This window comes from Nitrincola alkalilacustris (assembly GCF_008973755.1).
GTDB lineage: Bacteria > Pseudomonadota > Gammaproteobacteria > Pseudomonadales > Balneatricaceae > Nitrincola > Nitrincola alkalilacustris.
The window spans coordinates 139,120-160,812 of record NZ_WBOM01000007.1 but is presented as its reverse complement, the minus strand read 5'-3'; the positions used below and the strand labels follow the sequence as shown (position 1 = coordinate 160,812).

General features: G+C 55.9%; 20 protein-coding genes and 3 tRNA genes. 14 read left to right on the top strand and 9 right to left on the bottom strand.

Annotation, left to right across the window (positions count from 1 at the left end):
• Positions 1 to 55 precede the first annotated feature (55 nt).
• The 3 genes from F7R27_RS14000 (at position 56) to F7R27_RS13990 (ending at position 3,161) form a co-directional block, all read left to right on the top strand.
• Entirely contained in the window at positions 56 to 1,030 is a 975-nt protein-coding gene (locus F7R27_RS14000; protein WP_151704888.1) for a Bug family tripartite tricarboxylate transporter substrate binding protein, read from the top strand.
• Positions 1,031 to 1,137: 107 nt separating this feature from the next.
• Positions 1,138 to 2,655: a tripartite tricarboxylate transporter permease gene (locus F7R27_RS13995; RefSeq protein WP_151704887.1), complete on the top strand. Its 1,518-nt coding sequence runs from the start codon at positions 1,138 to 1,140 to the stop codon at positions 2,653 to 2,655.
• 26 nt (positions 2,656 to 2,681) lie between these two features.
• Positions 2,682 to 3,161 carry a tripartite tricarboxylate transporter TctB family protein gene (locus F7R27_RS13990; RefSeq protein ID WP_168927514.1) on the top strand — a complete coding sequence of 160 codons (480 nt, stop codon included), beginning with the start codon at positions 2,682 to 2,684 and terminating at the stop codon, positions 3,159 to 3,161.
• 73 nt (positions 3,162 to 3,234) lie between these two features.
• Here the strand turns inward: F7R27_RS13990 and F7R27_RS13985 are convergent, their stop codons facing one another.
• Positions 3,235 to 3,531: an MGMT family protein gene (locus F7R27_RS13985; RefSeq protein WP_151704885.1), complete on the bottom strand. Its 297-nt coding sequence runs from the start codon at positions 3,529 to 3,531 to the stop codon at positions 3,235 to 3,237.
• Positions 3,532 to 3,579: 48 nt separating this feature from the next.
• On the bottom strand, positions 3,580 to 5,079 hold the full coding sequence (locus F7R27_RS13980) for an aldehyde dehydrogenase (protein WP_151704884.1): 1,500 nt from the start codon (positions 5,077 to 5,079) through the stop codon (positions 3,580 to 3,582).
• A 139-nt stretch (positions 5,080 to 5,218) separates the two neighbouring features.
• On the opposite strand from F7R27_RS13980, the gene F7R27_RS13975 reads away from it, so the two are divergent.
• The 5 genes from F7R27_RS13975 (at position 5,219) to F7R27_RS13955 (ending at position 10,061) form a co-directional block, all read left to right on the top strand.
• The gene (locus tag F7R27_RS13975; protein ID WP_151704883.1) at positions 5,219 to 6,502 is read left to right on the top strand and encodes an NAD(P)/FAD-dependent oxidoreductase; all 1,284 of its coding nucleotides are present in this window, start codon (positions 5,219 to 5,221) and stop codon (positions 6,500 to 6,502) included.
• 42 nt (positions 6,503 to 6,544) lie between these two features.
• Positions 6,545 to 7,423: an N-carbamoylputrescine amidase gene (gene aguB / locus F7R27_RS13970; RefSeq protein ID WP_151704882.1), complete on the top strand. Its 879-nt coding sequence runs from the start codon at positions 6,545 to 6,547 to the stop codon at positions 7,421 to 7,423.
• A complete protein-coding gene (gene aguA, locus F7R27_RS13965; RefSeq protein ID WP_151704881.1) occupies positions 7,420 to 8,541 on the top strand; it encodes an agmatine deiminase in 1,122 nt (373 codons plus the stop codon). Before aguB ends, aguA begins: the two co-directional genes overlap by 4 nt.
• Positions 8,542 to 8,672: 131 nt before the next feature.
• Entirely contained in the window at positions 8,673 to 9,881 is a 1,209-nt protein-coding gene (locus F7R27_RS13960; RefSeq protein WP_151704880.1) for an iron-containing alcohol dehydrogenase, read from the top strand.
• A 104-nt stretch (positions 9,882 to 9,985) separates the two neighbouring features.
• Positions 9,986 to 10,061 (top strand) — tRNA-Phe (locus tag F7R27_RS13955).
• Between the two features lie 88 nt (positions 10,062 to 10,149).
• On the opposite strand, the gene F7R27_RS13950 is transcribed toward F7R27_RS13955, so the two are convergent.
• The gene (locus F7R27_RS13950; protein WP_151704879.1) at positions 10,150 to 11,112 is read right to left on the bottom strand and encodes a Bug family tripartite tricarboxylate transporter substrate binding protein; all 963 of its coding nucleotides are present in this window, start codon (positions 11,110 to 11,112) and stop codon (positions 10,150 to 10,152) included.
• A 180-nt stretch (positions 11,113 to 11,292) separates the two neighbouring features.
• Here F7R27_RS13950 and F7R27_RS13945 point away from each other — a divergent pair, with 180 nt between their 5' ends.
• Both F7R27_RS13945 and F7R27_RS13940 read left to right on the top strand, forming a co-directional pair.
• The gene (locus F7R27_RS13945) at positions 11,293 to 11,730 is read left to right on the top strand and encodes a hypothetical protein (RefSeq protein WP_151704878.1); all 438 of its coding nucleotides are present in this window, start codon (positions 11,293 to 11,295) and stop codon (positions 11,728 to 11,730) included.
• A gap of 48 nt (positions 11,731 to 11,778) precedes the next feature.
• Positions 11,779 to 13,455: a multicopper oxidase family protein gene (locus tag F7R27_RS13940; RefSeq protein WP_151704877.1), complete on the top strand. Its 1,677-nt coding sequence runs from the start codon at positions 11,779 to 11,781 to the stop codon at positions 13,453 to 13,455.
• 189 nt (positions 13,456 to 13,644) lie between these two features.
• Here the strand turns inward: F7R27_RS13940 and F7R27_RS13935 are convergent.
• From F7R27_RS13935 to F7R27_RS13925, 3 genes are all read right to left on the bottom strand, one after another.
• A tRNA-Leu gene (locus F7R27_RS13935) sits at positions 13,645 to 13,731 on the bottom strand.
• 77 nt (positions 13,732 to 13,808) lie between these two features.
• Positions 13,809 to 13,895 (bottom strand) — tRNA-Leu (locus tag F7R27_RS13930).
• A 111-nt stretch (positions 13,896 to 14,006) separates the two neighbouring features.
• Positions 14,007 to 15,155, bottom strand: coding sequence for a zinc ABC transporter substrate-binding protein (locus F7R27_RS13925; protein ID WP_151704876.1), 1,149 nt, complete (start codon positions 15,153 to 15,155; stop codon positions 14,007 to 14,009).
• 72 nt (positions 15,156 to 15,227) lie between these two features.
• On the opposite strand from F7R27_RS13925, the gene F7R27_RS13920 reads away from it, so the two are divergent.
• Genes F7R27_RS13920 through F7R27_RS13905 form a run of 4 tightly spaced genes read left to right on the top strand, consistent with a single transcriptional unit; the run spans position 15,228 to position 18,697 of the window.
• On the top strand, positions 15,228 to 15,725 hold the full coding sequence (locus F7R27_RS13920) for a Fur family transcriptional regulator (RefSeq protein WP_151704875.1): 498 nt from the start codon (positions 15,228 to 15,230) through the stop codon (positions 15,723 to 15,725).
• On the top strand, positions 15,718 to 16,530 hold the full coding sequence (znuC, locus tag F7R27_RS13915; protein WP_151704874.1) for a zinc ABC transporter ATP-binding protein ZnuC: 813 nt from the start codon (positions 15,718 to 15,720) through the stop codon (positions 16,528 to 16,530). The genes F7R27_RS13920 and znuC overlap by 8 nt, the downstream gene beginning before the upstream one ends.
• Positions 16,531 to 16,545: 15 nt before the next feature.
• Positions 16,546 to 17,340 (top strand): zinc ABC transporter permease subunit ZnuB, encoded by a 795-nt coding sequence (gene znuB, locus F7R27_RS13910; RefSeq protein ID WP_151704873.1) that lies wholly within the window; start codon positions 16,546 to 16,548, stop codon positions 17,338 to 17,340.
• 10 nt (positions 17,341 to 17,350) lie between these two features.
• Positions 17,351 to 18,697 carry an MATE family efflux transporter gene (locus tag F7R27_RS13905; RefSeq protein WP_240776379.1) on the top strand — a complete coding sequence of 449 codons (1,347 nt, stop codon included), beginning with the start codon at positions 17,351 to 17,353 and terminating at the stop codon, positions 18,695 to 18,697.
• A gap of 28 nt (positions 18,698 to 18,725) precedes the next feature.
• On the opposite strand, the gene F7R27_RS13900 is transcribed toward F7R27_RS13905, so the two are convergent.
• From F7R27_RS13900 to prlC, 3 genes are read right to left on the bottom strand one after another with little or no spacing between them, the layout of a single operon-like run.
• Entirely contained in the window at positions 18,726 to 19,331 is a 606-nt protein-coding gene (locus tag F7R27_RS13900; RefSeq protein ID WP_151704872.1) for a DNA-3-methyladenine glycosylase I, read from the bottom strand.
• Between the two features lies 1 nt (position 19,332).
• Entirely contained in the window at positions 19,333 to 19,590 is a 258-nt protein-coding gene (locus F7R27_RS13895) for a YheV family putative zinc ribbon protein (RefSeq protein ID WP_151704871.1), read from the bottom strand.
• 4 nt (positions 19,591 to 19,594) lie between these two features.
• Positions 19,595 to 21,637, bottom strand: coding sequence for an oligopeptidase A (gene prlC / locus F7R27_RS13890; RefSeq protein ID WP_151704870.1), 2,043 nt, complete (start codon positions 21,635 to 21,637; stop codon positions 19,595 to 19,597).
• Positions 21,638 to 21,693: the final 56 nt, after the last annotated feature.

Here is a 21,693-nt window from a genome sequence, read left to right as displayed (position 1 = left end):
TTTCGCCGAGACTGCCGCCAGGCAGCAGAAAATAACAATAACAGGGGAGACAAACATGATACTGAATACATCCAAACTCAAGGGTCCGGCTGCCGCCATTGCAATGACCCTGATGGCACTGTCACCAATTGGCAGCGCCAGCCCACTGGGCAATGATCCTATCCGTCTGGTCATTCCTTTCGGCCCGGGCGGCGGCAGCGATATCACCGCCCGCGTCCTGTCAGCGACCGCACCTGAATTCTGCGGCCCAAGGATCGACGTCGTCAGCATGTCCGGTGCGGCAGGTCTTGAGGCAGTCAACTTCGTCCGCAATGCACCCGCCAATGGTCACACTCTGCTGGTCTCGGATTACGGTCCAGTAGTCACATCTGGTTTTGTTGACAGCGTCAGCTGGAACCACGATGACTGGCAACCGGTCATGAACTTCACTGAGTGGCTGCCGACTGTCTACACGCGCCCCGATCATCCGATCCAGAGCATCGAGGACTGGGTGGCTGCAGCCCGTGCCAACCCTGGCACCGTCACTTTTGGCCATGCTGCACCGCTCGGACTGGTTCACCTCCCGCTGATCCTGTTTGAGGCTGAAACCGGCCTAGAAAATATTCATGTGCCGACATCAGGTGGCGGTGAAACCCGCAGCTTGATCATGGGCGGACACCTCGATCTCGGCATGACACTGCCGGCCAGCATCGCCGCTGAAGTGGCTTCCGGCCAGCTGACCGCCATCGGCGTTTTCTCGGATGAGCGTTCATCCGTTCTGCCTGATACACCGACCTTTCGTGAAGCCGGATATGAGGTATCCCTGCCTGCCTGGCTGATGGTTTTCGCAACCAGAGATGTGCCTAAAGAGACCATCGAGCACCTGCAGGACTGCTTCATGGAAGCGCTGGCCTCACCCACGGCAATCGCCATGAGTAACCGTATCAATGCCGGTATCACGCCACTGAATTCGGCCGACTCCACTGTGCTCTATCAGGCAACCGTCGAGTCAATCGGAACGATCCTCCGCAGTATCGGTGAGATCAACTGATCTCGACTCAGGCCCCTGCCGTGTGCTGATGCAGGGGCCTTTACTCATCTGTGCAGCAGCAACCAGCCCCATCAACACATATTTAAACACTCAGGAGGCCCTGCAAGATGCTGGACGCCTTTATCAACGCACTCTACCTCGCCTTCAGCCCCGAAGTAATCCTGTATGTCGCCATCGGTGTTCTCATGGGGATCACACTCGGTGCAATCCCCGGCCTGAGCGGTGACATGGCGATCGCCATACTTCTGCCTATCGTTTTCTTTCTTGAGCCTGCTGCGGCTCTCGGGCTACTGACGGGCATCTACAAAGGAGGGATGTTCGGCGGCTCGATATCGGCAATCTCATTCGGGGTACCGGGCACACCCGGTTCCGCTGCAACAGCGATCGACGGTTATCAGGCCAAGCTCAAGGGCTATCCCAACAAAGCCCTGAACACGGCGCTGTATTCTTCTGTCATCGGCGATACCTCAAGCGATTTTGTCCTGATCTTTTTGGCACTGCCACTGGCTATTTTGGCGCTTACATTCGGACCGGTCGAGTTTTTTGCGCTCTATGCGTTTTCACTCCTGCTGATATCTGCTCTGACCAAGGGGCGGGTGGCCAAGGGGGTCGCCATGGCCGCGCTTGGCATTCTGCTGGCGATGATCGGCCGCGACCCGATCGGTGGATCAATCCGGCTGACATTCGGCATCCCCGAACTGGCAGGCGGCTTGGCACTGATCCCGGTACTGGTAGGCATTTTTGCCGTGTCGGAGCTGATCATTCAGCTTGCCAAGGCCTGGATGGAGCGGACGCAGCGCATCATGGATGCTGCCAGAATGCAGGCGCAGTCACTACTAGGTGATTACGATGCCAGCCAGGACAAGCTGACCTTCAGAGAGTTTCGCGCCACGATGAAAGCCACCTGGATCGGCACAACGATGGGTACACTGATCGGCGCCTTGCCAGGTGCAGGGTCGTCACTGGCGGCCTTTATCAGCTATGGTCTGGCACAGCGCTTTTCACGCAATCGCGATGCGTTCGGCAAAGGCTCGCTTGAAGGTGTCGCTGCGGCAGAAGCAGGTAACAGTGCGACCTCAGGATCTACACTCATTCCGCTCTTTGCCTTTGGCATTCCAGGCAGCGCTACTGCTGCGCTATTTGGTGCAGCCTTCATCCTGATGGGCATGACACCCGGCCCGCGACTGATATATGACCATACAGAGGTCATCTATGCGCTGTTTCTGATCCTGATCTATGCCAATGTGATCAACCTTGCACTGTCATATTTCCTGCTCCCTCTCTATTCCAAGATCGCAATGATCCAGTCGCGCATATTGCTACCCATCGTCTGTGTGCTGGCAATTCTCGGCACCTTTGCTGCCGGCAATTCTGTGATTGATGTCTGGGTACTGCTGTTTGCAGGGCTGTTGGGCGTTGTGCTGCGCATCTATCACTTCCCCTTGGCTCCATTGATCCTTGGCTTCATCGTTGCACCCGGGGCAGAACGGGCGCTGCGCCAGTCACTGCTGATCGGGCGCGGTGAGTGGAGTCATTTACTGTCAAGCCCCATCGCCATCGGACTATACGCGACCGCCGCGATCATGATCTTGACCTTCACCGTCATCATGCGTGAACGCAAATGACCACCAGTCCACAAAAGGTACCGAATATGAGGAACATCTTTTCAACTGCCTTTACCCGTCAGGATTTCTACACTGGGCTGATCTCCATACTGCTAGGTACTGTCGGCCTGCTGGACATAGCCTTCGGCAACTGGCGACCGGGGCCAGGTCTGGGGCCGCATGCATTTCCCCAGATTGCATATATCACGCTGATCTGTGCGGGATTAGCGATCTGGGTCGATGTTCTTCGCGGCAAATCCGACGAACGCCCCCAGAGCCTGCGCGCGATTTTAACCACAGGGGTCGGGTTGGTTGTGATCGGCATAGGTATGTTCTGGCTGATCGGCAAGCTCGGTCTCGCCGTGACGGTAGCCACCACCCTCATCGGAGCAAGCTTCCTGCTGACACGAGACCCGTTGCGGCACTGGCCCAGCACGATTGTAGTGCCCATCATTACCACAGCGGTAATCTGGCTGTTATTTGTCTACTTTATCAACATACCCCTGCCACAAGGGCTTTTATTCTGACACAATTTAATGCATCACAGGGTGATGGGCACAGCTGAACCTGAATGATCCCCATCTTTGCCTGAGTAGCTGTCTAGAGAAAATAGTTCTCAGGTACGCGGTTACCCTTGAGCAGTATGCCATCTGCTAACAAACGTTTGCGCTGCTCAACCGCTCCATCATGATCAGCAAGCTGTCCATCACTGCGAATCACTCTGTGCCAGGGTAAAGCGGAACCCGCAGGCAGATTGGACATTGCACGCGCCACCATACGGGCACTCACACCATCCAACTGCTTCGCCAGCCCACCATAGCTGACCACCCTGTCACGCGGCAGGGCAGCCAACAAGGTGTACAATTGTACCTTCCAGTCGACTAATGCATCACTCATGCTTCATGGCGTCCAGAGATGGTAAGCGCTTGCATACCTGATACTTCTTTACTCAAGCAGCAGCCAGGTGGCCTTTAACTCGGTATATTTGTCGAAAGCATGCAGTGACTTGTCACGCCCATTGCCCGATTGCTTGAAGCCACCAAAGGGTGCTGTCATATCACCACCGTCATAGTGGTTGATCCAGACACTTCCGGCACGCAGCGCCTTGGCCACCTTGTGCGCCTTGTTGATATCCGCACTCCAGACAGCCGCAGCAAGACCATAGATGGTATCGTTGGCGATTTCGATCGCCTCTTCAGGTGTATTGAAGGTGATGACAGAGAGAACAGGTCCGAAGATCTCTTCGCTGGCGATCCGCATCTGGTTCTGCACCTGATCGAAGATGGTCGGCTCAACAAACATGCCACCTGTCTCCTGCATCACACGCTTGCCGCCCTGCACCAGCTTAGCCCCCTCCTGCTGTCCCGCTTCGATATAGCCGATCACTCGCTCCAGTTGCTGCTGATCGACTATCGCGCCACTTACGGTATTCGGGTCCAGCGGATGGCCCGGCTCCCAGGCCAGCATCTCCTGCTTGACCAGCTCTACAAACTGATCCTTGATACCTGCCTCTACCAACAAGCGAGTGCCCGCCGTGCACACTTCACCCTGATTGAACGCCAGGGCTGATGCTGCGGCCTTTGCAGCAACCTTGAGATCCGGCGCATCGGCAAAAACGATATTTGGGCTCTTGCCACCTGCTTCAAGCCAGACGCGTTTCATATTGGACTGCCCGGCATAGATCATCAGTTGCTTGGCAATGCCGGTTGAGCCGGTGAATACCAGGCAATCAACATCCATATGCAGGGCCAGCGCCTTACCCACTGTATGTCCGTAACCCGGCAGCACATTGAATACGCCGTCCGGTATTCCGGCCTCTTTTGCCAGAATGGCGATACGGATGGCCGTCAGAGGTGATTTTTCGGAGGGCTTCAGAATAACCGAGTTGCCGGTTGCCAGAGCCGGTGCAATTTTCCAGGCAGCCATGATCAGCGGAAAGTTCCAAGGCACTATCGCGGCGACCACGCCGATCGGCTCACGCGTGATCATGCCGATCTCGTTATGCGCAGTTGGCGCCAGCTCATCATAGTGCTTGTCGATCGCTTCTGCGGTCCAGCGAATCGCCCGTTCGGCAGCCGGAATATCGCCGCGCAACGCAAAACGTATCGGTTTGCCCATATCCAGGGTTTCCAGCAACGCCAGCTCCTCGCGATTGTCACGGATCAGATCCGCAAACTTCAGCAGAATCTGTTTGCGCTTCGCAGGTGCCATTCTGGACCAGACACCAGATTCGAAAGACTCACGCGCCGCCTGAACCGCGATTTCAGCATCATCTTCGTCACAGCTCGCCACCTCGCCGAGCTGGCGTCCATCCACAGGGCTGATGCAGGTAAAGGTTTCGCCCTTGTGCGCCGAGACATACTGGCCATTTATAAAAGCCTTACCATTGATACTCAGACCCGCAGCCCGAGCTTCCCAATCTTCATATGTGGCTGGTGCAGACATAACAACCTCAAGTTCTGTTATTGTGTGTTCAGTTAATCATATCGGTCTCACTGCAAAAAATCCTGCTTTGCAGTTTCTTTTCTGTGGCATAGACTGATGCATCATCAAGACATACTTTCGTCTAAGAAATGAGGTGCTTATGACCGATTATCCACCTGTACCCTCCTACTACGCCGCATCAGCCAATCCGGCACCCCCGCGGCCCTTTCTGAAAGAAAGGATCGAGGCGGATGTCTGCGTCGTCGGGGCAGGCTATACCGGCCTTTCCACCGCCTTGTTCCTCGCGGAAGCAGGCTTCAAGGTCGTTGTGCTGGAAGCCGCTACCGTCGGCTGGGGTGCTTCTGGCCGAAATGGCGGCCAGATCGTCAACAGCTACAGCCGTGACCTGGATGTGATCGAAAAGCAGACCAGTGCCGACAATGCGCGCTTGCTGGGCGAGATGGCATTTGAGGGTGGCCGTATCATCCGCCAGCGCGTGAAAGAATACGATATAGCCTGCGATCTGAAAGAGGGCGGCGTCTTTGCCGCGCTGGCACCCGGGCAGATGGAGCATCTGGAGAGCCAGAAGCAGCTCTGGGAGCGCTATGGCCACCCAGGCCTTGAGATGCTGGATAAAGACGCCATACAGGGCGTCGTCGACAGTAAACGCTATATCGGCGGCATGCTGGACCCGACCGGTGGACATATTCACCCCCTGAACCTGGCTCTGGGTGAAGCTGCGGCGCTGGAGTCTCTGGGGGGTACCATCTATGAGAATTCAGCCGTCACCGCGATTCATCATGGCGCACGGCCCGAGGTGGTCACCGATGATGGCTCTGTACTGGCTCGCTTTGTGGTGATTGCAGGCAACGCCTATCTGGGCACTCTGATCCCGGAACTGGCGGCCAAGTCGATGCCCTGCGGGACTCAGGTTATTGCCACCGAGCCTCTATCAGAAGAACAGGCCGCAAAGCTACTGCCACAGGACTATTGCGTTGAAGACTGCAACTTCCTGCTCGATTACTATCGCCTGTCCGGTGATCGGCGCCTGATCTATGGTGGGGGAGTGATCTACGGAGCACGTGACCCGGCCAACATCATCAACATGATCCAGCCCAACCTGCTGAAGACTTTTCCTCAGCTCGCCGGCGTGAAGATCGACTATGCCTGGACCGGCAACTTCCTGCTGACCCTGTCACGACTGCCACAGATGGGCCGACTGGAAGATAATGTCTATTACTCTCAGGGTTGTTCAGGCCATGGTGTCACTTTTACCCATGTTGCCGGCAAGGCGCTCGCAATGGCAATCCAGGGTCAGGCCGAGCGCTTCGACGCCTTTGCCAGCCTGCGCCACTACCCCTTCCCGGGCGGACGTCTGTTCCGTGTTCCGCTGACGGCCATGGGGGCCTGGTACTATAATATGCGAGATAAGCTGGGTGTTTAGTCCCGAGCCAACACAACATAACGAGCGTGAGGAAACTGTAAGATGCGCCAGGTAACGGTTGCTGCCACCCAGATCAGCTGTGGCTGGGATGTTGATGAAAATATCCAAAAAGCAGAACAGAAGGTGCGTGAAGCTCATGCAGCCGGTGCTCAGATCATCCTGATCCAGGAGCTGTTTGAGCGCTGTTACTTCTGTCAGAAGCAGCGCTATGACTACCTCTCCTTCGCCACACCGCTGGAGGAGAACCCGGCCGTGGCTCACTTCAGTGCGCTGGCAGCAGAGCTGCAGGTGGTATTGCCTGTGAGTTTCTATGAGCGGGCCAACAACGCTTACTACAACAGCATCGCGATCATCGATGCCGATGGCAGCCTGCTCGGGGTGTATCGAAAAGCCCACATACCTGATGGACCGGGTTATTCAGAGAAATTCTACTTCACTCCGGGGGATACAGGTTTTCGCGTCTGGGATACCGCCTATGGCCGTATCGGTGTCGGTATCTGCTGGGATCAGTGGTTCCCTGAGTGTGCCCGTGCCATGGCACTGATGGGGGCTGAGTTGCTCTTTTATCCAACTGCGATCGGCAGCGAGCCGCAGGATAGCGGACTCGACTCGCGTGATCACTGGCACAATGCGCAATGTGGCCACGCAGCCGCCAACCTGGTGCCCTTGATTGCCAGCAACCGCACCGGGGTTGAAACCGAGGGAGATTCCAGCATCACTTTCTATGGCTCCTCCTTTATTGCGGATGAAACAGGCAAGCGTGTTGCAGAACTGGGCCGTGATGAAGAGGGCATTCTGGTCCATACCTTCGATCTCGATGCCCTGGCCAACAAGCGCCACAGCTGGGGGGTGTTCCGCGACCGTCGCACCGAACTCTATGATGTACTGCTGACAAAAGACGGCAAGGAGTATGGCGCATGAGCCTCCTGCTGCAGAGCACGCCACGTGCTGATGGCTTTCATATGCCTGCCGAGTGGCTGACGCACCAACAGACATGGATGGTCTGGCCTGAGCGCTGCGATAACTGGCGACTCGGGGCTAAACCGGCACAGCAGGCATTCGTAGATGTCGCCAGAGCCATCGCCCGCTTTGAACCGGTGACCGTCGGCGTTTCTGCCGCCCAGTATGAGCACGCCGCTACCCGACTCGCCCACAGCCGCGATGGCAGCAAAAGCCACGATATACGGGTTATCGAGCTGTCCAGCAATGATGCCTGGATGCGCGATACCGGCCCGACCTTTGTCATCAATGGTCTGGGTGAAGTGCGTGGTATCGACTGGATCTTCAACGCCTGGGGTGGGTTGAATGGCGGTCTTTACTTCCCTTGGGATCAGGATGAACTGGTGGCTCGTAAAGTGCTGCAGATTGAGCGCAAGGACCGCTATCGTGCCGACTTCATCCTTGAGGGCGGCGCCATTCATGTGGATGGTGAAGGCACCCTGCTTACCACCGAGGCCTGCCTGCTCAACCCGAATCGAAACCCGCACCTGTCGCGGCAGGAGATAGAGGCGCGCCTCGGTGAGTATCTGGGCATCGACAAGGTACTCTGGCTGCCGCGAGGCATCCATGAAGATGAAACCGACGAGCATATCGATAACGTGGCCTGCTTTATTCGTCCCGGTGAAGTGTTGCTGGCCTGGACCGATGACCGCGAAGACCCGCAGTATGCGTTATCCAGCGCTGCCTTTGATTATCTGAGCCAACAGACGGATGCCCGTGGGCGGCCTCTGACCATACACAAACTGCCACTGCCCGCACCTATGTATATCACTGAAGAGGAGGCTGCGGCCGTAGATCCCTCAGAGGGCGCACAGCCACGTCTTGCCGGTCAGCGCATGGCGGCCAGCTATATCAACTTCCTGATCTGCAACGGTGGCATTGTGATGCCGGCATTTGATGACCCGATGGATAACGTTGCCGCCGAGATGATTGCCAGACTGATGCCCGACCACGAAGTGGTTCAGGTACCGGGGCGGGAGATACTGCTCGGTGGTGGCAATATTCACTGCATCACTCAGCAGCAGCCGCTTAGCCGCTGAGTGATCGCTTTGATTAGGCTTCAGACCTGACCACAGAATCTCATGCTAACTATTTCACTACTGTCCGTTACAGGCCGCTGCAGTCCACGGCAGGCCCACAACCGCCGCTTAGCTCAAAAGGAGTCTTGTGCATGCTGATCACCCCTTTTTCACTCAGCCGTCTGCCACAGATACATTTCGGTGCAGGCAGCCTGTCCAGACTGACGCCATGCATGCTGCAGCATGGTCGCACAGCACTGGTGATCACCGGTCGTCAGTCATTTATTCAGACTCCTCTCTGGCAAACCCTGCAGCAGGAGTGGGCAGCGGCAGGCATGACATGGCATCTGCTGCACGTGAGCGGTGAGCCGTCACCACAGTGGGTGGATCAGGCAGTCGCTGACTATCGAGACTCACAGATAGATATAGTCGTGGGTATTGGTGGAGGCAGTGCTCTGGATGCGGCCAAAGCCGTGGCAGGGCTGCTGCCGAGCGGTCACTCGGTGATGGATTATCTTGAAGGCGTCGGCAAGGGGCTTGAATATACAGGACCGGCAACACCTCTGATTGCGGTCCCGACCACCGCAGGCACAGGCAGCGAGGCGACCAAAAATGCCGTCCTGAGTATTCAGGGCGCCGAAGGTTTCAAGAAATCCTTTCGCCATGATGCGCTCGTGCCGCATACAGCGATTGTCGATCCTGACCTGCTGCGCGATTGCCCCAAATCGCTGATCGCGGCGAATGGTATGGATGCTTTCACACAACTGCTGGAATCCTATGTGTCTAGCAATGCCAGCGTACTGACCGACGCACTGGCATGGTCCGGTATGCAAGCGTTCTGCGCGGGCTTCTGGTCGGCATGGGAGACAGAACACCCTCAGGCAGGTCACCCTCAGGCAGAGAGCGGCTTCAGTCAGCTTGCCTATGCCTCAATGATGTCGGGCATCACTCTGGCTCAGGCGGGCCTGGGCTCTGTTCATGGCCTGGCTTCTCCACTTGGTGCATTCTTTCCTATCCCACACGGCGTGGTTTGTGGAACACTGCTGGCGGAAGCTACGGCGATCAATATCGCCGCCCTGCAGGCACGCACAGCTGACAGCGCTGCACTGACAAAATACGCCCGGGTCGGCAGGCTGCTGGCAGATAACGAAACCCTCAGTGACAACCAGGCCCTTGAAGGACTGGTAACTCAATTGAGAGACTGGGTTGACCGGCTGAACCTGCCTCGTTTGCACGCGTTTGGAATGACAGAAGGGGATTTCGCACGTGTAGTGGCCAATGCACGAGGCGGCAGTATGAAAACAAACCCTATCCTGCTTACGGATAGAGAGCTGCAAGCAATTTTATCGGCAAGGCTCTGATACGAGAACGCCCAAACTTGAGATACTGAAAAGCAATTTTCCGGAAGTTTTGAAAAAGTGTTTGACATCAACAAGGCTTTCCTTTTAAATACGCGCCTCAGGTTGCCCGGATAGCTCAGTCGGTAGAGCAGAGGATTGAAAATCCTCGTGTCGGTGGTTCGATTCCGCCTCCGGGCACCACTTATATTTGAAAGATATTTCAAAGCCTTGCAGTGATGCAGGGCTTTTTGCGTTATGGCTGCCTGGCGTAATCGGCGTAACGCTCATCTCACTGAATAATCTCCAGAGCCCGCAAAACATCCCTGAGCATCTCTTCCTGCGCCTCAAGAAAACTATCCAGATCATCACCCATCAACACAAAATCACTCCAGCCATAGCGTGCCAGAACCTCTTTCCAGGCATTCGTCATGGCCAACTGACCCAGCAGCTCACGATAGGCAGCATACACATCATCTGAATGACCTGCCCGCGCAAAAAAGCCTCGCCAATTCACCAGCACCACATCATAGCCCTGCTCACGAAACGTCGGAACCGGAATATCAGCCACCGGCTCAGGGCTGGCAATACCAAGCACCCGCAACTCTCCCGAGGCCAACTCATTGGCAACCTGATCATAACCAGTAACGAGTGCCGAGCCGAGCCCCTGCCTGAATCGGCGCAAGGCATCTGCACCCGCATCACTGGGTGCATAGCGGACATCTCCCGCCGTCAAGCCTGCCTGGGTGAGCAACAGCACCGCCGTGATATGGTCCAGGCTACCCGGAGCTGAACCGCCCACCACAGCATGAGCCACAGGGTCTGATTGCACCGCTGCGAGCCACTCAGCCGTTGTTGAATGACCATCCTCTTCCCGGACCACCACAACCTGATGGGCACCAATCATCAGTGCAATCGGCTGAATATCTCGAAAGCCAACATCAAAAACACCAGTCAGATTTCGCAGCAGCAGAGGAAGAGATTGCACCATCAGCGTTGATTCCGGTTGCTCACCCTCTATAAGGCTGAGAAGCGCTTGCCCGCCACCAGCACCCGCCAGATTAGTCAGCACCACCTCTTCGACCAAACCCTCACCCTGCAGCACCCGTGCAACTTCACGTGCGGTTGTATCCCAGCCACCACCCGGCCCACTGGGTATCAGCAGATGAAGAGGAGCAGCAGACAGCAGCGGACTGAACAGTACAAGTGCATACACGAAAAATCTGCGCAAAAACGTGTAATGACGAGAGAGCATATTGAACTCCTGTGCAGTTAAACCACCCTGGTTCAGTTTTATTAGGTATCTTCCATATACCTTAGACTACTCACCCAGATTGCGCGCCATAGCCAAAACCAGCACCTCCAGACAGGCAGCGCCTTGAACTTTCGGCCCCAAGCTGGCTCAATAGTGTTTATGAGATTCTTGGATAGCACCATGAGAAACAGGCTTCGCCGCTTGACCAGCCTTCTGCTGACATTCAGTCTGCTGCTGATGCTGTTGCCATCTCATGCGCTCGCCAACACCTATCAAATCAGCTCGTTTCAGGATAAGGCACACCACAAGTCCCATCAGAGCCTGTCACATCACAGCAGATCACATTCAGCATTGCAGACAACCACTGCTCATTCAGAACACACCCATCAGCAGGCAACTGCTGCCATGGTTGCTGACATACAGAACCACAGCGATGATTGCCCACAGTGGCCTCAGGCCAGCTGCATCGCCTGCTGCATCTGGCCTGCGCTGAGTACACAGGCCACTCTGATCCTGCATGCACACCCGCCAACTCCGGCCTCCATCACTCGAGTAGTATCTGAACGCATGAAGGAGCGCCTGGAGCGACCGCCACGGAACCTGTTTCAGATAACCTGATCTGTTCGCTGCTTTGCAGCCTCTATCTATCTGAAGAAGGATTACATCATGCAACGTCGTCAATTCTTGCGCCTGGGTGCGCTTGGCCTGCTTACAGTCCCGGTTGCCGGATGGCTGCTGCACAGCCGGGGGGTCAACACCGCCACAGCAAGCGCTTCAACACTGATGCCAGCCATAGGCCAGCCACTGCGCCCCTTGCCACGACTGATCAATCAGGCCAACGGCGCAGGCTTCCATCACGCCCTCACAACGGCTCCTCACGGTGTTGAGCTGATTCCAGGCAAGCAGACCGAGCTATGGCTATATAATAATCTGCTGACACCCCTGATTGAGGTGACCGAAGGCGAGGAGGTCAGCATTCCGGTCAGCAATCAGCTTCGCCAGCCCACCACCGTTCACTGGCACGGCCTGATGGTTCCGGGTGATCAGGATGGTGGACCGCATCACGCGATTCTTCCCGACTCGACGCTGCACTATCGCTTTACCGTTCCCGAAGGTAATGCCGGCATGCACTGGTTCCATCCGCACCCGCATGACCATACCGCTGAACAGATAGCCCACTCCCTGGCGGGCGCTTTTATGGTCAGACCCAAAACACCGGAGCTGCCGGATGGGATTGAGGAACACCTCCTGATGGTGACCGACCTGCGTCTGGATGATCAGGCACAGGTGGCACCGCATACCCCGGCAGACTGGATGAACGGACGCGAAGGCGAGTTGCTGCTGGTGAACGGGCAGTATCAGCCTGTGCTGGAGGTCGATCCGGGCAGCACGCTGCGCCTGCGTCTGATCAACGCCTGTTCCGGGCGCTATCTCAAGCTGAACCTTGAGGGACATCAGTTGATGCTGATCGGCACGGATGGCGGCCTGATTGAGCAACCGGAGGTTGTGGATAACTATCTACTGGTTCCGGGTCAGCGCTGCGACCTCATCGTACGCATCAGCGAAAACCCCGGCACCCGCTTTGAATTGACCAGCCAGCCGTATGATCGTGACTGGATGGGACCCGAACCCGCCCATTATCGACAACCGGGACAGCTACTGAGCCTGCAGACCCGCCAGAGCGCCGTGCGCCCGGCCATCCAGCTTCCTTCCACCCTGCGAAGCCTGCCCGTGCTGGGCGAAGCCAGTGTGGTGCGACTGATCGAGCTGAGCGAAGAGATGCCCGGCATGGCCGGTATGGCTCATGGTGCAAATGAGAAGCATCAGGGCCATATGGGACATGAAGGTCATCAGGAGCACCAGGGGCACCAGGGGCACCAGGGTCATCAGGGTCATCAGGGTCATCAGGGTCATCAGGGTCATCAGGGTCATGATCGACACGCCGGTCATGATCAGCATGCAACTGACAGCTCTGGCATGGCTACAGCCATGGAGAAGCCTCCAATCCTCTTTCTGATCAATGGGCAGCAGTTCTCCATGGACTCGCCACCGATGTTTGAAGGCAAGCGAGGCGAGGTGGAAGAGTGGGTCGTGCATAACCTCTCACATATGGATCACCCTTTTCATGTGCATGGCACACATTTCCAGGTTGAAGCCTCTCGCGAGGGGGAGGGTGACTGGCAGCCAGTGCACAGACGCGCCTGGCAGGATACCGTTAACCTTGCACCTAACCAGAGCCTGAAGCTTAAGCTGGTATTTCACAATCCGGGCGACTGGATGTTCCATTGCCATATTATTGAGCATGAAGAACTGGGCATGATGGCAAGCATCAGGATCACCTGATCATATCAGGTATTGGCTGGAGTTCTGGCGGCCGACAGAGGTCGGTCGCTGGCACGCAGCCGAAAACCATGCAAAAGGCGCCTGCAGTAAAAAACGTAAGAGAAAAAGTGAGAAAAAACCATGTAATGAGCGGCCGATGACCCTGTAAGAGGGAAAGGCGTTTTGTGGTATCTGGAAGGATTTTCAGGTTGGTGCAGATGGGGAGACTCGAACTCCCACGCCCGTGAAGGCACTAGCACCTGAAGCTAGCGTGTCTACCAATTCCACCACATCTGCGTTTGGGTTGCGCTTTTGATCCGCGCCGGATTTTCACTGTTACGCCGCTGAGCTGCATCACCTTCCTTGAGGAAGAGTGGTGCAGATGGGGAGACTCGAACTCCCACGCCCGTGAAGGCACTAGCACCTGAAGCTAGCGTGTCTACCAATTCCACCACATCTGCGTAAAGTGGGGCGCATTATATCGGCCCCTATACCTCTTGTGAAGCCCCGATTGCACTTTTTTTCAAGGAATACAGGGGATCACTGTTTTTTTCCTGGTTCAGGTAACCTGTTCAGCTACCCAGGCAGTCGCTGAAGCTATCTGCCAGCTGCTGCAGATAAACCTGATAGGCGCCTGGAGCGACAGCAATATCACTGGCCAAGGGGTCCAACACACCATGTCGGATCTCTATCCCACGCACCACGGACTCAACTACTGCAGGCGTAAACTGAGGTTCACTGAATACACAGACCGCCTCTCCTGCCTCAAGGGCGCTGCGAATATCAGCAAGATGGCGCGCACCTGGCTGGCGTGATGGATCCAGAGTGAAATATCCCAGTTGATTCAGTCCGTAATGCTCAACAAAGTGACCATAGGCATCATGAAATACGAAAAACCCTTTATCTGAGAGTTCAGACAGCTGAGTTTTCAATGTACTGTCCAGGTTCTGAGTTTCTTCCTTGAACCGCTGCAGGTTTTCAGCGATACGACCCGCATGCTCCGGCTTCAATTCAGTCATCGCTGCGGCCATTGTCTCGGCAATACGAATCCCATTTATCGGATCGAGCCAGATATGGGCATCATGGTCATGGCCGTCGTGTTCGTGTCCATCATGCTTATGACCATGATCATCGTGCTTATGCTCATCATGCTTGTGGCCATGATCATCGTGCTTGTGCTCATCATGCTTATGACCATGATCATCGTGCTTGTGCTCGTCATGCTTATGGCCATGATCATCATGCTTGTGCTCATCATGCTTATGACCATGATCATCGTGCTTGTGGTCATGGTCATCGTGCTTGTGCTCATCATGCTTGTGGTCATGGTCATCGTGCTTGTGCTCATCATGCTTATGACCATGACCTTCACTTTCGTGTTTATGGTCGTCATGTCCTGCATCAGCCATATAGAGCTGCACGACTCGGGCATTGGTGCGCTGCAAAGGCCGTGACAGTGACTGCTCCAGATCCGGACCGACCCAGAAGATCAACTCAGCCTCGGTCAATCTCTGCATATCGGAAGGACGCAGAGTAAAGCTGTGAGGCGATGCGTTTTCCGGCAATAACAGCTCCGGTTCCGTCACGCCATCACCTATCGCACTGGCTATCAACTGCAGAGGCTTTATACTGGTCACTACCTGAGTGGCGTTGACTGAGCCGGCAAAAAGAACACTGGCCGCAAGCGGCAGTACGCGGGTAAGAGAAGCAAGCTTTGGCATCACGGTTTAATCCTGACGATTTCTGAAATAGTAAGTTATAATATAACATAAATGTTTTGATGTGCGGTTACCATGCTCAGACACGACACAGTTTTCACTGAAAAACACAACCATCAGACCTGTATAGACGAGGCTCTGGCACGTGCCAAAGCCCTGTGCCGGAAGAAACAGCTGCGTTTCACACCGATCAGAGAGCTGGTGTTGCGCCTGATCTGGCAGAGCCACAAGCCACTGGGAGCCTATGATCTGCTGCCCGCGCTCGCAGAAGCCGGCTTCAACTCTGCGCCCCCCACTGTATATCGCGCACTGGAGTTTCTGCAGGAGCAGGGGCTGGTGCATCGCCTGGCATCACTGAACGCCTTTATCGGCTGCTCACAGCCTGATGCCGAGCATACCGGCTATTTTTTCATCTGCCGCGAGTGCCATCAGACACTTGAGGTCAAGTCGGACCCTGTCCACAGCGCCCTCAACCGCCAGGCAAACAATATGGGCTTCAGTATCGACCAGGAGACGGTTGAGGTGCTTGGCACCTGCCCCAGCTGCAAACGGAATCCAGACCAGCATGCATGAACAACACCAGGATCTGGTACGACTGGATCAGATTAATGTCGATTTCGGGCGGCAACAGGCGCTGAAGTCAGTATCCATTGCTCTGCATGACAACTGCATCACCACCCTGATAGGCCCTAACGGGGCAGGCAAGACAACCCTGGTCAGAGTAGTGCTGGGCCTGATCGCACCCACCAGCGGTTCAGTCTGGCGACAACCTGGGCTGCAGCTCGGCTATATGCCGCAAAAGCTCCAGATAGACCGCACCATGCCGCTCAGTGTCGAGCGTTTTCTCAGAATAGGGATCAAATCTGACCCTGCGGCCCTGTCCAGAGCCCTGGATGATGTCGGAGCAGTCCATCTGCTCAAGCACAGCTTTCATGACCTGTCAGGAGGTGAGTCACAGCGCGTCATGCTGGCCCGAGCCTTGCTGCGTAATCCCAGGCTACTGGTACTGGACGAGCCGGTCCAGGGTGTGGATGTAAACGGACAGGTGGAGCTGTACAAGCTCATCTCCAGCATTCGCGAACAGCGTAAATGCGGTATCCTGATGATCTCACATGACCTGCATCTGGTCATGTCGGCCACTGATCATGTGATCTGCATAAACCAGCACATCTGCTGTTCAGGCCATCCGGAGCTGGTCAGCAACGATCCCTCCTTCATCGAGCTGTTCGGGCGATCGCAGGCTGATGCCTTTGCTCTGTATAATCATCAGCACGATCACCATCATGATATTCATGGTGAGGTGATCATTGATCATCCCGAGCCACCCGGCGACGCGGATACATGCAGCCACCACAAACCTCATCAGGTCAGCCAGTAGTCAGGGAGATTATCAGTGCCGGATTTTCTGTTATTTGCCTTGCTGGGAGGTATCGGAGTTGCTGCCATTGCAGGCCCTCTGGGTGCCTTTGTCGTCTGGCGGCGTATGGCCTACTTTGGCGACACGCTGGCGCACTCAGCGCTGATGGGCGTGGCCCTGGGGTTCCTGTTCAGTATCAACCTCAATCTGGCGGTTGTTGTCTGCTGTATTCTGCTGGCTGTCATGCTCGTCGCAATGCAACGGCAGAAGTTTGTCGCCACCGATACGCTGCTCGGTATCATGGCCCATAGTACGCTGTCGATCGGCCTGGTTGCGGTCTCCTTTCTCGATAATATTCGTATCGACCTGATGGAGTATCTGTTCGGTGATCTGCTGGCCATCTCCCCACAGGACCTCTACTGGGTTTATGGCGGCGGACTACTGGTGCTGGCACTGCTTTGGCGCTTATGGGACTCACTGCTCGCCATCACAATCAACGAGGAGCTGGCGCAGGTTGAAGGTGTGCCTGTCACGCGCGTCCGGCTGGCACTGATGGTGATGATCGCCATCGTTATTGCGGTGGCGATGAAACTGGTTGGTATACTGCTGATCACCTCGTTACTGATCATTCCTGCCGCTGCGGCTCGAAGGCTATCCAGCACGCCGGAGCAGATGGCAGTTTTTGCCTCTCTGCTCGGCATGTTCGCGGTAGTCGGCGGCATCTGGCTTTCCTGGACCTTTGACACACCTGCCGGCCCCTCTGTTGTCGTCGTGGCCTTGATGGAGTTCCTGCTGCTTTACAGCCTGCCACAGCGCCGACGCGCGGCATGAGGCCCTCGGTATGCCCGGCATGATCGCCCGATACGCCTACTGGCCCGAGCGGCAGACACACCGACGAGTCTGGGCACTGGCCTGGCCGATGATGCTATCGAACATCACGGTCCCTCTGCTCGGTCTGGTGGATACCGCGGTAATGGGACACCTGCCAGAGCCTCACTACCTGGGCGCCATCGCTATCGGCGGCATGCTCTTTTCCATATTGTACTGGACCTTCGGTTTTCTGCGCATGGGCACCACCGGCCTGGTGGCTCAGGCACATGGCCGTGATGATGGCAGCGCAATACGCACTTACCTGGGGCAGTCGCTGGTGATTGGATTAGTCATCGGCGGCATGATCATTCTCCTGCGCAGCCCACTGACGGAGGCAGCTCTGCATCTGGCCGGTGCAGCAGAGGATGTCACCTCGCAGGCTCGCCTGTATGCCGAAATCCGCGCCTGGAGCGCGCCAGCCGTGTTATGCAACTTTGCGCTGCTGGGCTGGTTTGTCGGAAATCAGAACACCCGCATCCCTTTGCTGCTGCTGACAGTGACCAATCTGGTCAATATTCTGCTTAATCTTCTGTTTGTGTTCGGCTTCGGCATGCGGGCCGATGGTGTAGCGCTGGGAACCGTCTGCGCCGAATATTTTTCCCTGGCGATCGGCATATGGTTCTGCAGACGCATACTGCTGCAAACCTCGGGCGAGTTCATGATGCGCCAGTTACTGCGCTTTAAGGACTATGCCGCGCTGTTTCAGGTGAATCGTTATCTGTTTGTACGCACCGTTGTGCTGTTGATGGCATTCGCTTTCTTCACCGCACAGGGTGCACGGCAGGGGACAGATATACTGTCGGCCAATGCCGTACTGCTGAACTTTCTGGTGCTGATCTCAAACGCGCTGGATGGGTTTGCTCACGCGATAGAGGCATTGACCGGACGCAGCCTGGGTAAAAAGGATCGGCGGCATTTTTATCAGGTGATTACATCGGCCGCTATCTGGTCACTGGTCAGCGCGCTGCTGATGACGCTGTTTTTCTGGAGCGGCGGCAATCTGATCATCTCCATGCTCACTGACATACCACAGATCAGATATGAAGCAAGCACTTACTTACCCTGGCTGATTGCTCTGCCGTTAATCGGCGTGTGGAGCTTTCTGCTGGATGGCATATTTATCGGTACGACACAGGTCAAGGCGATGCAAAACACCATGCTGCTCTCGGTATTTGCCGTTTTTCTGCCTGCCTGGTGGCTGAGCCAGTCTCTGGGCAATCATGGCCTCTGGCTCGCGTTCTGCTCACTGTTCTTTGCCCGCGGTGCTACAGGAGCATACGTTTACTGGCGACTATGCCAGCACGACAGATGGTGGTAAAGCGGGTGGATGTAACACAGCGACACGGCTAAAACGCTATTCCAGCACCTGCATCAACACAGATCTGATGCCTTGGACAGGTCACCACGTGATCATTTACTAACCCGATAGCCTGCATGAATGCGTATGCGATGGTCGGACCAAAGAACTTCACCCCCTCCTTCTTCAAAGCCTTGGATAGCTGTATCGAAAGCTCGGTTTCAGCCGGAACTTCCTTCATCTGCTCCCAGTTGCCGACCAGAGGACGTCCATCAACAAACTGCCAGAGCCATCGCGCAAAGCTGCCATGTTTAGCCTGCATATCCAGTACGATGCGGGCGGTACCAATTGAGGACTCAAGCTTGCCGCGATGACGGATCAACCCGGGGTCTGCCAGCATTCGACTGATATCGGACTCGTCGAACGCGGCGACTTGCTGCAAGTCAAAGTTCCGATAATGAGCCCTGTAGGCATCCCGCTTCTGCAGCACGGTATTCCAGCTCAGACCCGCTTGCGCGGCCTCCAGCACAAGAAACTCAAACAGCACCTGATCATCCGTCTGCGGCATGCCCCATTCGGTATCATGGTAATGAAGTTCCAACGGGCTGTGCATGGCCCAGCCACAGGGCTGGCTGACGGAGTCGGGCAGATGCATGTTATTTATCCTTGCGCTTTGCTGGCATAACAAATTTTATCGGCTGAGCCTGCTCTGTCTCAACTGGCTGGGCAGGCCGTGTCACGCGGGTTTCAACCTCTTTAGGCTCAGGCCTGCCATCCAGCCTGAGGGAGTCCTCGAAGCCGCATTTTACGCACTCGCGGTACTCCCGAACCTCATCCCGATACATGCGTATCGCATCCATGGCGGCACAGCGCGGACAGACCGCGCCGGCAACAAAACGTTTTGTGACTGTCATGTTCTCATGCTCTTCCAGTAATGCCTGAATGGCGCAGCAGTGGCTCAACACTGGGCTCCCGCCCCCTGAAGGCAACAAACAACTCCATCGGCTCCGCTGAGCCGCCTTTTTCCAGAATGTTTTCGCGAAAATCACGGCCAGTTGTCGGGTTCAGCACACCCTCCTCCTCAAATCGCGAGAAAGCATCTGCCGACAGTACCTCAGCCCATTTGTAGCTGTAGTAGCCAGCGGCGTAGCCACCTGCAAAAATATGACTGAAGCTGTGCTGGAAGCGATTCTCGGCTGGAGGCTGGATAACCGATACCTCGTCACGTACCTGATTCAACAGCGCCTGGATATCGGTCACACCCGGCTGAAATTCATGGTGCAGGCGAAAATCGAACAACGAAAACTCTATCTGTCGCACCATCATCATGCCTGCCTGAAAGTGCTTGGCGGCCAGCATTTTGTCGAGCAGCGCCTGCGGCAGTGGCTCACCCGTTTCATGATGGGCCGACATCAACGCCAGACCCTCAGGTTCCCAGCACCAGTTTTCCAGAAATTGACTGGGCAATTCGACCGCATCCCACGCCACACCGTTTATCCCGCTGATATCGGCATACTCGATACGCGTCAGCATATGGTGCAGACCATGACCGAATTCATGAAACAGGGTGGTTACTTCGTCATGGGTCAGCAGCGCCGGTTTGCCATTCAGTGGCGGCGTGAAGTTACACACCAGATAAGCCACCGGCAGTTGCAGCTTGCCATCCACACAGCGACGACGCACCCGACAGCCATCCATCCAGGCGCCACCACGCTTGTTACTGCGCGCAAAGGGGTCCAGGTAGCAGTAAGCCAGTGTTTCACCGTCTCTGCTCAGCTCAAACATGCGCACATCGTCATGCCAGCTGTCGAAGCTGTCCATCTCACGAATCTGCACACCGAACAGCTTATCCACCAGCGCAATAAGGCCATCCAGTACCTTAGGCAGAGGGAAATAGGGGCGCAACATCTGCTGCGACACCTCATAGCGCTGCTGCTTCAGTTTTTCGGCATAGTAGCTGACATCCCAGGGCATCAGCTCAGCAGTGCCATCAAGCTCTGCGGCAAAATCACTCAGCTCTTGCAGTTCCTGCTGCGCCACCGGCTTGCTCTTCTCGGCCAGATCACGCAGGAAACCCAGCACCTGTTCCGGCGATTCAGCCATTTTGGTCGCCAGCGAGTAGTCGGCATAACTGCTGAAACCCAGCAGGGCAGCCAGTTCATGGCGTAATTCAAGAATCTCTTGCATCACACCACTATTGTCCCATTTACCGGCATTCGGTCCCTGATCAGACGCCCGTGTACTGTAGGCACGATACAACTGTTCACGCAGCCCACGATTATCCGCGTAGGTCAGGACCGCGTAGTAGGCGGGGAAATCCAGGGTGATCACCCAGCCCTGCAGCTCCCGAGTGCTGGCTGCCTGAGCGGCAGCTGCGATCGCATGCTCCGGCATCCCCTGCAGATCGGCTTCATTCTGCGTGTGATGGAACCAGCCCTGTGTGGCATCCAGGACGTTTTCAGAGAAGCCTGTGGTCAGTGCCGAGAGTTTCTTTCTCAGCTCGGCATAGCGCTGTTGCTGCTCTACCGGCAGATTGATGCCCGACAGCTTGAAATCGCGCAGGGCATTATCGATAACCTTGCGCTGCTCCGGCGACATCCGCTGATAACCTTCACCTTCAGAGAGCGCCTGGTAAGCCTTGAACAGCGCCTGATTCTGCCCCAGCTCAGTCCAGTACTCCGACAGCTTAGGCAGACAGCGATTATAAGCCTCGCGCAGCTCATCGGAATTCATCACCGCATTCAGGTGCGAAGCGGGTGACCAGGCCCTGGAGAGCTCATCATTCAACTCATCCAGTTGCAATACCAGCGTCTCCCAGCTCAGCACAGACGGGTCCGCCGTCAGTTGCTCAATCCTGCTGCGATTACGCGCCAGCAGTTGATCGATCGCAGGCTCGATATGCTCTGCCTTGATACGACTGAACTCTGGCAGAAGGTGCTGTTCTAGCAGCGGGTTGGTCATGATATAGCCTCCGATGATGCGGGAATCTGATCTGCGGCCTGCAGATAGGGCCGCGC